The sequence below is a fragment of the Anoxybacillus sp. LAT27 genome (assembly GCF_022030075.1).
Lineage (GTDB): Bacteria > Bacillota > Bacilli > Bacillales > Anoxybacillaceae > Anoxybacillus > Anoxybacillus kestanbolensis.
In genome coordinates, this window is sequence record NZ_JAIWYK010000072.1 from 26423 (window position 1) to 38999 (window position 12577).

Below are 12577 nucleotides of genomic sequence, written 5' to 3' on the forward strand. Positions count from 1 at the left end.
AGCGTACCATATGGAAACAAAAAGGACAAGGGGAATAGCGTCAAAAAGTCGCTGAAACACATTATTCAGCAACCGTCAGACGCTTCCTCGCCTCATCAGTAAGCACTAAATATGAACGGGATTTACCGTCCTCATCACGCTCCACTTTCTCTGTCCACGGATGAAGTAAAAGCAAACCTAGCTTTAGTCGAGCGTTTGGATCAACCATTTTTTGACGCACACCGTCTTTATGAACGATCAACTTTTCCATGACACGAAACATCACTTCCTTACTTAAAGGCACTTCTTTTTCTTTGGACGTTAAGCTTACAGTTATTCCATCATCAAAGAGTGCCACGATACGAAATGCTTCCTTCCCTTTAAATGTTGGCACGGTTTTCCCTTCGTAAAGGTTCGTCACCACAACATGTGCTTGACAAATGATGCTCACTTCTGAACAAAAATGTGAGAATATTATTGATTTGCTGATTGTTTCTCACAAACGTCAGTAGAGTGTGTTGTAAAAAATCATGTACAGCTTTTGGTGAAGAGCCTTTTTATTTTACATTTAACAAATGATGTACAAACTACTCGATCAAAAAGCCCGAGTTCCAATTTATTGCTTTCTCAAAAAATCCCTCAACGAATCCCGCCAGTAAGGCAGTTCTCTGAAGCCGTTCATTCTTAATGCCATGTGCGCAAGAACCGAATAGGCCGGCCTAGGAGCTGGTCTTGGAAAATCTTTTGTTGTACAAGGATTTACCTTAACTTTTATCCCAGCTTCTTCAAAAATGGCTTTCGCAAATTCATACCAAGAACAATGTCCCGAATTAGAAACATGATAAATTCCGTACTTTTCTGTTTGAATTAGTTCTAAAATACAATTTGATAAATCGACTGTATATGTCGGACAGCCAACTTGATCATGAACTACCATTAACTCGTCTCGTTCTTGCGCTAACTTTAACATTGTTTTGACGAAGTTATTTCCATGCTTTCCATACACCCAAGAAGTTCTGAAGATAAAAAACTTAGAGTGTAAGTCTCGAACAAACTGTTCCCCGGCTAATTTGCTTTTTCCGTATATACTAAGTGGATTTGTTGGTGCAAATTCATTATATGGTGTAGTAGCCGTTCCATCAAAGACATAATCCGTGCTTATATAGACAAGTTTCGCTCCCACTGCTTCTGATACGACAGCAACATTTCTCGTCCCATATGCGTTAATTAAAAATGCTTGATCTGGCTCTGATTCTGCTAAATCCACTTTTGTATAGGCTGCAGCATGAATCACAACATCAGGATTAACTTTACCAATAATCTGTTTTACTTGGTCAAAATTTGTTATATCTAACTCTTCTCGTCCATAACCATAAACTTCATACCCTCTATCAGCAAGTAAATGGACTACATCGGTACCAAGCTGACCTTTTGCACCTGTTACAACCACTTTCATAGCTTGTCACCATACTGTTTTTGATAATAGTTCATATATTCACCGGATTTAATATTTTTCCACCATTCTTGGTTGTCGATATACCACTGGATCGTTTCTGCGATTCCCTTTTCAAAAGTATATTGCGGCTTCCAGCCAAGCTCTGTCATAATTTTCGTTGGATCAATTGCATAACGACGATCATGCCCTGGACGATCAGCAACATATTTAATTAAATCTTTCGAAACCCCGAGTTTTTCAACGATTAGATGCACGATTTCATTATTTGTCCGTTCATTATGTCCGCCGATATTGTATACTTCCCCAGGTCTACCTTTATGAATCACTAAATCAATCGCCGCGCAATGGTCTTTTACATGCAACCAGTCACGAATATTTTGACCGTCACCGTAAATCGGAAGTTCTTTCCCTTCCAACGCATTTGTGATCATTAACGGAATGAGTTTTTCAGGGAAGTGATATGGTCCATAGTTATTGGAACATCTCGTAATGTTCACATTTAGCCCATATGTTTCATGATACGCTCTTACAAGTAGGTCTCCACCAGCCTTACTTGCCGAATAAGGGCTATTCGGTGCTAGTGGTGTTTCTTCTGTAAAATATCCCGTTTCTCCAAGTGTACCATACACTTCATCCGTTGAAATTTGCACATATTTCTTAATATGGTTGTCTTTTGCCACATCTAATAACGCTTGCGTGCCCAATACATTTGTTTTTACGAAAATATCAGGATCTGTAATACTGCGGTCGACATGCGACTCAGCCGCAAAGTTCACAATAACGTCAATCTCATGTGTTTTAACAAGATAATCCAATAGCTCACGGTTATTGATATCACCTTTTACAAATGTATAGTTAGGATGATTCTCCACATCTTTTAAGTTTTCAAGATTACCAGCATAAGTTAATAAATCATAATTGACTACTTTATAAGTTGGATATTTCTCAAGCATGTAACGGACAAAGTTGCTGCCAATAAAACCTGCTCCGCCTGTAACTAAAAGATTCATTATTATCTCTCCCACTCAAAGTTGATTTCGGCATCTGCTAATAGTGGATGTTTTGTATCTTTTTCAGAAAGAATTGGGTTTGCTGTCGGCCAGTCAATTCCTAACGCCAGATCATTCCAAAGAATGCCGCGATCATGTTCTGGAGAATAGTATTCATCCACTTTATATTGTACTTCCGTGTTTTCCACTAACGTACAAAAACCATGCGCAAATCCCTTTGGTACGAGCAATTGCCGTTTATTATCCGCGCTTAAAATAAAACCTTGCCATTTGCCAAACGTCGGCGAACCTTTGCGTATATCAACAACCACGTCATAGATAGCCCCTCGAGTAACGCGCACTAATTTTGTTTGCGCCTTTGGGTTTAACTGATAATGAAGTCCGCGAATCGTTCCAGCTTGCTGGGATAACGAGTGATTATCTTGAATAAAGTTGAAATCAAGCCCATATTCCGCAAAAAGTTTTTTATTGTAACTTTCCATAAAAAAGCCCCGGTGATCACCAAACACTTTTGGTTCAATCAATAACACACCGGGTAATGAAGTCTTAATCACTTTCATAACACGCACCTCATAATTTATAAATATATTGGTTTCTTTTTCTGGTTAGCAATATCTATCAAATATCGACCATATTGATTTTTCTTTAACGGCTCAGCTAACTTCAATAACTGTTCTCTTGTAATATACCCTTTTAAATAAGCAATTTCTTCAAGGCATGCAACTTTTAAGCTTTGACGTTTCTCGATTGTTTCAATAAATTGGGAAGCCTCAAGCAATGATTCATGCGTGCCGGAATCCAGCCAGCAAAAACCTCTTCCCAAAATCTCCACATGCAATTCGCCAAGCTCCAAATATTTTTTGTTCACATCGGTAATTTCCAGCTCGCCACGCGCGGAGGGCTTAATGCTTTTCGCAAATTCAACAACGCGGTTGTCATAAAAATACAACCCTGTCACCGCATAATTAGACTTCGGATGTTTCGGTTTTTCTTCAATGGAAATGACTTTTCCATTTTCATCAAACTCTACAACGCCAAAACGTTCTGGATCATTTACGTAATACCCAAACACCGTCGCTCCCGTTTTTCGTTCCACGGCGTTTTGCAATAACTTTGTCAATCCATGGCCATAAAACAGATTGTCTCCTAAAATCAGCGCAACATTATCATCACCGATAAACTTCTCTCCAATAATAAACGCCTGTGCAAGACCATCTGGCGAAGGCTGCACGGCGTAGGATAACGAGATTCCTATGTCTGAGCCATCTCCTAGTAATTCTTGAAAGCGTGGTGTATCACTAGGAGTAGAAATAATCAAAATATCACGAATGCCAGCTAACATGAAAACAGATAACGGGTAATAAATCATCGGTTTATCGTAAATAGGTAACAATTGCTTAGATACTGCCTTTGTTAAAGGATAAAGGCGGGTGCCGCTTCCTCCAGCTAAAATAATCCCTTTCATTATTATGCATCCCCTTAATTAGCTATCCAGAAATAGTTGTTCATAGTCGCTTACAATTTTATCCCATGAATATTCATTAATGATACGATCTTTTGCTTTCGCTCCTAGTAATTCTATTTGCTCTTGAGTATATTGATCCACCATATTAATCAACTGACTTAATGATCCTTGCTCTTTTGTAAAATATAACGCCCCATCTGCACCAACTTCTTTATTAAAAACTACATCTAGTAATAAATTAATTTTCGTTGATGCCAATGCTTCCAGAAGAGAAGGGTTTGTCCCTCCCACTTCATGACCGTGTAAATATCCGTAAGCTTGCTCACGAATTTTCTTTAAAAGTTCCTGATCATACACAGTCCCAACAAATTTAATACGAGGATCGCGATCAAATTTAGTTTTCTCGAGCAACTGTTGATAAAAAGCATTTTGCTCGACATTTGAAATAATCACTAAATCCTTTTTAGTGTTAGATGCCATAAACTCGCGAATCATTAGTTCATAGTTATTTTCAGGAACAAAACGTCCCACAATTAAATAATATTCAAACTGCTTTAACTGATGTTGACGATACCAATCAACTAGCTTCGCATCATCATCCGCAAGTGAAGATGCCTTCACATCCGCTCCATAAGCAATAAACGTAGTTTTCGGGCGATATTGTCTATATTCATTTTGAATGTATGACTCAATCCCACGTGAATCGCATACTAATAAATCCGCATGTTTCACCATTAAACGCTCAGAAAACTTCCAATAACGTTTAATCCAATAATTCCATTTACTTCGTTTCCATTCATGGCCGTCAGGGTTTACAAACACCTTGACCCCCATTTTCTCTAGCTTTTTCTTATAGAAAGCAAAAAACGGACCAATTCGACAAGCCAAAATATAAACAATGCTGTTAGTTAGATTGTACTCTTTAATATATCGAATACATTCCCGTAAACTCATTAAATCATAAAGAACCGCTTTCGCACTTCCCACATCAGGAACCTTTACATTAAAACATCTAGCATTGTTATAATAAAATTCATCGTTATTCTCCCCTAAACATGAAACATGGTAAGTGATATCCTCACTTACCTTTCTTTTGGTCAAATATTCTACAAACGTTTCAAAGCCACCGTATTTGGCAGGGATACCCTTTGAGCCTATTATAAATATATTTTTCAAATTACACACCTCAACTATTATCTAATATCTATTTGAACGTGTTGCAAAACACATAACGAATGTATAAATGCACATAAAAACCTACCACCTTGTAAATCATATCACTGACCAAAAAACAAAACCAAGGGGTGAACACTATCATGATTTCTAATTTGAATGATGAACATGCATGTTCTTATGAAATCGACCCACTTTTAAAAGCATTATTTCAGTATATCGACTCTCTATATCGTTACTAAAAACACAGCATTTGAAAGGAAGACCGACAATGTCAAAAAAAGCGTTGTTGAAATGTTTCTTTTTGAAGACCTATTTTTCCATTGACTCCTTTAGGAAACTAGTGCGCATCCTGCAACGCTTTCGTTGTTTTCAGCGAGCTTGTAGGCTTGTTCGAATTCCTTATCTTTCCACATTTTCCTTAACAATGTAGTAGTTCCATAAACAAGGATTTACTGTTTTTCATGCACTGCTGCTAAAAGATTTAAAAGTGAAATATTCCCAAATAGTGCTGATCGACAGTACTGATCTTCGGAGTAGTCTTTACGATTCTCAAGCGAAGTGGGGAGTGTCTACCCGATACTATTGTTTTAAAGGTATAATCTTCACCTCTGCACCACTACTGAGGAAATTATTTTATCCTCATATAATTGACTAAAGCGAATCGGAATGATGCCGCAGTGGTGCCAAAACTGCTTGCTTCTTTAGAGCAATGGGATATCGAATTCGCATTAGGCAATGCCGCCTATGACAGTAAAAAGATTCGTTAAACAGCCGAACAAGCAGGAATCAAGTTTATTTCCCCCATCAACTTCCGCAACAGCAAGGAACAAAAAGATGCCTATGGCCGAGCTCTTCCTGTCTTTTTTGAAAACGAGGTTTGGTCAATAGCTATTTGGACTTCGCTGCGAGATTGAGCGTGTATTTAATGAATTAAAGAGTGACAGGCTGGAATAGCCAAGATGGTACGAACTGATATTTACTGCATGTGTTATGTTACATACTTATGCATAACTTCGAGTTTTTACTCTAGAGTTTTGCAACACCGTCTAAAAAATAAAGAATAGCGCCAAATTTTGTGTAAGGAAAGAAAAATAGAATATCTCTGAAATGCTTTTGAAATGGTGGGAGACTCTTTCCTTCTAATCAGATTGAATATTCAGTCTGATTAGAAGGAAAGCGAAGCTCTCCTTATTTTACTACCTTACATTTTTTTAATTGTAACGTTCTTCAAATATTCGCTGGAGTACTTCATGTGTTTTGGAAAATCTTCGTAACTTTCTCTCTGCCCACTTCCTGTTGAAATGGTGAAGGATCAATACACGATCTTTTCAGCTACTTCTAAGATACCTGTTACCCTTCTTAATACGCTTTTACCCATCTTTGCACAAGATTAGGGCTAAGCTCGTATCTTCTAGCTACCAATGCTTTATTTCCAACTTCTAATGCTTCTTTCACTACTTGTAGCTTAAATTCCTTTGAATGTTTTCTTCGTTTCATGTAAATCAAAAACCCCCTTCATTTGGTCACTTCGATTATAAAAAACACCTTATCGAGTGTCCAAATTCATTAGGGGGCTAATGAGACAGTATATAACCCGTGGTGCTATATAAATGCACCTTGAAAAGTTAACCTTTGCATCACGCTGCACACCCCAAGCGTCGAAGCACCTCTTCCGGTTGTTGATCTATATATTCCATAAACCGGGCAATGGCTTGGTCAATATCCATTTGATCTTTGTGAAACACATTGGCAATGACCGCATCCTTGAGCCATTTCCACAAGCGTTCGATGGGATTCAGCTGTGGGGAATAAGGAGGTAAAAAGATCAAGTGAAACGATTCCCCTTCTTGGCGCAAGAAATCTCTCACCATTTTGGCATGGTGGATGCGGGCATTGTCGAGCACGAGCACGATCAGCTGGTCTGGATAACGGCTCTTCAAGATCTTTAAAAAATCCAAAAACGTCGTCGCATTCGCAGCGACTGCTCGATGAAGAACGGTGTCCCCATTGAGCACATTCACCGCCCCAAATACAGAAACGTGGGCATGATGGCCGTACGTGGGCACTTGTTTTTGCCGGCCTGCCTCCGACCAAGTGGCCCGCAGGATTTGATAAGACCGAACATGAGTTTCATCGGCATATAAAAGAATCGTATCGGGAGTGATCAGTTTTTTTTAATGAGATCCATTTGTTTCTCAAACGCCTGCTGTTGTTCGGCATCGCCTTTGGCCAGGGTATAGGTGGGACGAGTCCAAGACAATCTCATTCGATGTAAAAGTTTGCGAATTCCTTCCCGGGACATGTCCACCTCGTAGTGTTCGCGGATATAAGACTGAAGAATCCGCGTATTCCAAGAAGAAGCGATGTCCCAACCGAGTTCGGCCGGGGTGTGGGTCAAGATCGTCTGTTTCAGTTCCTGTTGCTGTTCCAGTGTCAAAAACGGCTCCCGGCCCGGCGGATATTTCCGATCGAGCAGGAGATCGAGCCCTCCTTCGTTGAATAAGGAGACATAAAATGCGACGCTTTGGCGGCACAGGTTGAGCATGGAAGCGACGTCTTTCCCCAGATACCCTTCCATGACGAGGCGAACGGCCATGACGCGTTGACGCAGGGAAATGTTTTTGATTTTTTTCTCTTCCTTTCGAAGGGTTCGTGGCGTCCATCCATGGTCATTGGTGATTTTCAATCGTTTCATTCCGTTTCCGCTCCTTTTCTTCGTGAAGTACCTAGGAGCAGTATAACCGGGGTGGAAGCCACTTATACGGACGTTAATGTTTCAATGTGCATCTATATAGATAAACTCAAACAAGCATAAAAATAGCCCTTGCATGAGGATCCCCTTAAAATGAAAGTGCAACCAACCATTAAAAAGGAGGATCCCTATGCAAGAGCACTTTCATTTTACTACAGATCGGGCCAAGATTCAAAAGCAATATGCCGCCATTTTCGTTTTTGTTTCTGCTCAACTTTCATGCATTCAGGTGCATCTTCATCGTCGAAATCGCCATTTGGTCAAGCAAGAGGACGCTGTCATCATCGCCATTCATCTTTTAGGAAAGCTGCTCGGTTTTACTTCTGAACGGGCGTGGCATCGTTTTGTCACGGGAAATTTGTTCACAAACGGCTCGTTTCTCGAACGTTCCCGGTATAACCGCCGCTGCCGGGCGCTTGGCTTCGCTATCAAATGGATCCGCCATGAGCTGGCAAAACGTGGCCAACATCATGCCTATGCCGTCGTGGACAGCTTGCCGCTCCCATTGTGCCATACGGCAAGAATGCATCGCGTCAAACGGTTTCAAGAGATCGCCGACATCGGGTATTGCGCTTCCAAAAAGCAATGGTACTACGGGTTGAAGCTGCACCTTCAAGTGACCGATCAAGGGCTGCCAATGGGGTATGTGGTGACGGAAGCATCTTGCCACGATCGAATCGCAGCCGAAAGCGTGATGACCCAAATTCCCCACCCGTATAACTTTGGGGACAAAGGATTCATTAGCCGTGACTTGCAAAAAAGGCTGTACGAAGAATACCAAATGGCGCTTTGGACTCCGTCTCGAAAAAACCAGAAACATCGTGCGTCTGAGACATGGGAGCAGTGGATCCAACAAAAACGCAAAGTGATCGAGACGGTGTTCTCGGTTCTGGTTGACCACTATCGCATCACGGGGATCCGAGCCAATTCGATTATCGGATTTGAAGTGGCACTAGACGGTATATTGTTAGCTTATTCCCTGGTTACACTTGGGCTAGTTGAGCGCTAAAGCTCAACTAGCACCACGGGTTATATAATCTCACTCACTTGTACTTTTATTTATTTAAAAATAATTTAGTAATAACAAGATACAACCCCAGAAAGGGAAGAAGAACATTTTTTAATGCAGTAAAAATGCCACTGGATACCATTGAACCAATACTAAATGAAATTAATAATAAAACACCAATTTCATATAGGTTAATATTTTCCTTTTTTATAATAAAATAATATGTCCCCTGACCAATAAAGCCCATTAATAAAGATAATATTATAACACCTAAAAACCCAAAATTAGCATAAGCTTCTCCAACTAATGTAGTAGTAAATCCTCCTGCAAAGTCCATCCCCATAACATCTTTTAACCATATAGCAAAACTTGGCTGATAACCAGGCAACAGTGTTAATAAATCTATGACTAGAGATTTACCATATAAATATTGATTATTAGATATCCAATCAAAAATCATTTGAATATTGCTAATTTGAACAAAAAATCTCCATTCTAGAGTTAACCATATAATATTATACTGGGAAATAACATCCACACCTTTACTTCTTATAGAACCAGTTAATCCTATTAAAAATAATAATATTAATCCAAATATTAATACTCTAAATAACTTGATTTTTCTATATTTAAAATAAGAATAAAGAACATATGACATTAATAAAAGTTGAAATGCTGGTGATCTATATCCAAGTCCGATAAAAATAATACATCCTAGAAACGAAATTATTATAGATGTTTTATATTTTCCTATATTCATATTATTTAAGGAGAAAATAAGTAATCCTACTAAATAAAAACCATAAGAGAGAAGATACAACCAACTCTTCCCTTCTTTTACTTGAACTCTAAAATAATCAGCATTTTCATTTAAAATTGGAATAGTACCTGCTAAATAGTAATAATAAAAGGTGAGCATACTGCCTATTAATATTAACGATAAACTAAGATAATTCGCTTTATTATACTCCCATGTTGAGTATATACTTTTTTTGTAAATATTAGGAACGATTCTCTTCGATAAAATTCGGTAAAACATGGAACCTAGTATAAAAAACAATGCTCCTATTAATACTAATAAAAAAACCTTTTCGCTAATTAGTATCCTATTAGAATACTTTGGTGCAAAAAGTCCACCAAAAGCAACAAAAATAAAGTAATAAAGTAAATAAAATGAAATAGGATTTAAAATATTCACAAGGTTATATTTTATATGGCTATAAATAATCAATAATATAAAAACTAGAATATATAGCTGATAGAATGAAAACTTCAACAAAATCATAGGAACTATGATACCTATGATGATACCTATGATTATACCTATAAGTAAAGTTAAATATACATAATAGTAATAATTTTTTCTTAATATCATATTTTACTCTCCTAATAAAATATTAATAAATTCTTTTATTTTCTTATAGGTATTAGTATTAGGATCTCCTAAATAATCATAAAGAAATTTATTACTATTATTCATAATTGTATTAAATGATGAATCCTTTTCTCTAATTGATGCTATAGCATTTATAAAATCATCAACATTTTTGACTTGATAACAACAATTATATTTATCATATGGTATTTTTTTTGATATCCTTTTTGAATCAATTTCTATTAAAGTTTTCCCAAAAAGCAATGCTTCTATTCCTATAGTTGACTGCGCTGAAACTACTACATCTGAATCTGCTAACAAATAGTTAGTTGAAGATTTCTCATCTAGAATTACATCTATATAATTATACCTTTTTATAATCTCTTCATAATAATAAATATTCTTTTCAGAAGGATGAGGTTTCACAATTAATGTTATGTCTTTTATATTTTTTACAGCCTCAAGCACCAAAGTTAAAATTTCAACAGTCACATCTTTCTCATATGGAGACAAAGCAACTAATATTTTTAATTTTTCAGTATACTTAGATTTGCAGCAGTTTTTTTGTCTATAACTCTTTATCTTTTTAAATCTTGGATTCCCTGTTATTATTATATTTTCCTCAGGTATTCCCCAATCTATTAGAATCTTTTTTGATATATTACCCCAAACTGCAATTTTATTTGCAAAAAGAGGGGCAAATCCATATTTTCCATTAGTAGCACCATGTTGTAGTACCAAAGATTTAATATTATATTTTTTAGAAATTATTACTAGATGTCTTGATAGTCTATGACAATCTGTTCCAAGTATTATAAGTTTTGGATTTATTTCATTTATGAGATTATGAAGAATATAGTTATCAAGCAGACAAGTTAAAAAAAGTTTTTTTATTTTTTTTTCAAACTCACTACTTATTAATCGATTAATAGCTTTGTTTCCAAAATCTAAGCTAATTTTATTCTTGATTTTTTTTAATCTTTTTGAATAAATAAATCTTTCTCTAATAAACTTGATTAAAAGCTTTAAATTAATAAAACTCCCGAGAGGAATTCCTTTATTCATAAAAAAATGTTTAGAGATTCTAGGTTCAGAGGTAATAATAATATTAGGTTTTTCAATGTTACTTGAAACTAAATTTAACATTTCATTAGTAGGTCTATTATATACATCGGCAAATACAATAATATCTTCTTGATTTTTTTTCTTTTTCTTTACAAAAAGCCCCAATAAATATTTAATATAGTTTTCTTTGAAGTTTCTTTTTGTAATTTCTAATAATTTATTTTTCAAATGTTTTTTCTCTATAATATATCTCTTTGTTTCAAAAACCAATTTATTCCCAGTTACTTTATTTATTTTCATTAAATTTTGTATTAACAACTTATTGCTATTATCCAAAATAATATTTTTATTTAAATTAATCAATTTTTTATAAATTTTTATGGCAGTTAAATATTCTTTAAAAAAATTATAAACGTCTAATTGTGCAACGGGAGCAATAAAATCGCCATTTATGATAAATAAATCTTCAATTCCGTTTGACCATTTTATCGAAATTTCGTATGCTTGATTATTTATATCTTCGTAATCCATTGAATCTAACAACTTATTTACCGTATAAATATTATTATCTGAATTTAGATTTTCTACTTTTTTTAGAACAATTTTCATATAGTTTCACCTAACGTTGTACTGTTTGAGTAACTATTCATCCCGATAGTAGTATGTAAAGAAGCGCAACACAAATAGGGCATCCCTGTGATAGAAAATGCCCTAAGTGGTAGAAAGAACACGATCGAGCGTTTCGCCCGTCAACAGGAGGCATAACGAGTCCCACACGTTTTTTTCGTGCTTCGTCAGTGTGGAAACGATGCTTCTTGTGATACAAAAAGACTGGGCGAATGTTTCTTCGCGAAACGTACCCGAAATGTTCTCTTTCACTTTGACCATGCGAAGATCGCGTTCGGCTTGGTTGTTGTCAAAGGGAACGTGAGCTTCACGTAAGAAACGCAGCGCTTCTTCCTTTCGTTTCTGAAGCCGTCGAATAAAAGCGAGTGCTTTTTTCGGAAGAGGCGTCTTCGCTTCCAATCGGTGCTGTGCCCTTTTTAGGATGCGATCATACACTCGTTCCCACCGTCTCGCTTCTTCTTCGGAAAGTGCACCGTGATGAGCTTCGACGGCTTGCTTGGCGGCTAACAGAAACGTCGTCATGCGCGATGCCCATGTATGTCCTTGTTCGATGAAGCCCTTCAATTCACGCAAATGATGGGCGTGACAAAGGGCATGGGTGGCTTGCGTGTATTTTGGATACGTACCGAACGCATCGTGCATCATCGTTCCTTGATATCGGGG

At 36.9% G+C, this 12577-nt stretch carries 13 protein-coding genes and 1 pseudogene; 2 read left to right on the forward strand and 12 right to left on the reverse strand.

Annotated features, from left to right (window positions below):
- Positions 1–61: 61 nt before the first annotated feature.
- From LD028_RS07170 to cps2T, 6 genes are all read right to left on the reverse strand, one after another.
- Positions 62–373: a hypothetical protein gene (locus tag LD028_RS07170; RefSeq protein WP_237811407.1), complete on the reverse strand. Its 312-nt coding sequence runs from the start codon at positions 371–373 to the stop codon at positions 62–64.
- Between the two features lie 222 nt (positions 374–595).
- Positions 596–1435, reverse strand: a complete 840-nt coding sequence (gene rfbD / locus LD028_RS07175; protein WP_237811408.1) for a dTDP-4-dehydrorhamnose reductase — start codon at positions 1433–1435, stop codon at positions 596–598.
- A complete protein-coding gene (rfbB, locus tag LD028_RS07180; protein ID WP_237811409.1) occupies positions 1432–2445 on the reverse strand; it encodes a dTDP-glucose 4,6-dehydratase in 1014 nt (337 codons plus the stop codon). Before rfbB ends, rfbD begins: the two co-directional genes overlap by 4 nt.
- Before the next feature lie 2 nt (positions 2446–2447).
- Positions 2448–3005, reverse strand: a complete 558-nt coding sequence (gene rfbC / locus LD028_RS07185) for a dTDP-4-dehydrorhamnose 3,5-epimerase (RefSeq protein WP_237810647.1) — start codon at positions 3003–3005, stop codon at positions 2448–2450.
- 17 nt (positions 3006–3022) lie between these two features.
- A complete protein-coding gene (gene rfbA, locus LD028_RS07190) occupies positions 3023–3910 on the reverse strand; it encodes a glucose-1-phosphate thymidylyltransferase RfbA (protein ID WP_237810648.1) in 888 nt (295 codons plus the stop codon).
- An 18-nt stretch (positions 3911–3928) separates the two neighbouring features.
- Complete coding sequence (gene cps2T / locus LD028_RS07195) at positions 3929–5086, reverse strand: beta 1-4 rhamnosyltransferase Cps2T (RefSeq protein WP_237810650.1); 1158 nt, start codon at positions 5084–5086, stop codon at positions 3929–3931.
- A gap of 140 nt (positions 5087–5226) precedes the next feature.
- Here cps2T and LD028_RS18330 point away from each other — a divergent pair.
- Positions 5227–6116 (forward strand): annotated as a pseudogene (locus LD028_RS18330) (transposase).
- 329 nt (positions 6117–6445) lie between these two features.
- Here LD028_RS18330 and LD028_RS07205 read toward each other — a convergent pair.
- The 3 genes from LD028_RS07205 to LD028_RS07215 all read right to left on the reverse strand — a co-directional run bounded on the left by LD028_RS07205 (position 6446) and on the right by LD028_RS07215 (position 7781).
- The gene (locus LD028_RS07205) at positions 6446–6583 is read right to left on the reverse strand and encodes a transposase (RefSeq protein WP_237810656.1); all 138 of its coding nucleotides are present in this window, start codon (positions 6581–6583) and stop codon (positions 6446–6448) included.
- A 140-nt stretch (positions 6584–6723) separates the two neighbouring features.
- Positions 6724–7254, reverse strand: a complete 531-nt coding sequence (locus LD028_RS07210) for an IS630 family transposase (RefSeq protein ID WP_015375204.1) — start codon at positions 7252–7254, stop codon at positions 6724–6726.
- On the reverse strand, positions 7251–7781 hold the full coding sequence (locus LD028_RS07215) for a helix-turn-helix domain-containing protein (protein WP_015375203.1): 531 nt from the start codon (positions 7779–7781) through the stop codon (positions 7251–7253). The genes LD028_RS07210 and LD028_RS07215 overlap by 4 nt, the downstream gene beginning before the upstream one ends.
- Positions 7782–7968: 187 nt before the next feature.
- Between LD028_RS07215 and LD028_RS07220 the strand changes: the two genes are divergently transcribed.
- Positions 7969–8847 (forward strand): IS982 family transposase, encoded by an 879-nt coding sequence (locus LD028_RS07220; protein ID WP_011230510.1) that lies wholly within the window; start codon positions 7969–7971, stop codon positions 8845–8847.
- Positions 8848–8893: 46 nt separating this feature from the next.
- Here the strand turns inward: LD028_RS07220 and LD028_RS07225 are convergent, their stop codons facing one another.
- The 3 genes from LD028_RS07225 to LD028_RS07235 form a co-directional block, all read right to left on the reverse strand.
- Complete coding sequence (locus LD028_RS07225; protein ID WP_237810653.1) at positions 8894–10222, reverse strand: O-antigen polymerase; 1329 nt, start codon at positions 10220–10222, stop codon at positions 8894–8896.
- Between the two features lie 3 nt (positions 10223–10225).
- A complete protein-coding gene (locus LD028_RS07230; protein ID WP_237810654.1) occupies positions 10226–11896 on the reverse strand; it encodes a capsular polysaccharide export protein, LipB/KpsS family in 1671 nt (556 codons plus the stop codon).
- A gap of 102 nt (positions 11897–11998) precedes the next feature.
- Positions 11999–12577: IS66 family transposase (locus tag LD028_RS07235; RefSeq protein ID WP_237811410.1), on the reverse strand; the 579-nt coding region annotated here is incomplete at its 5' end.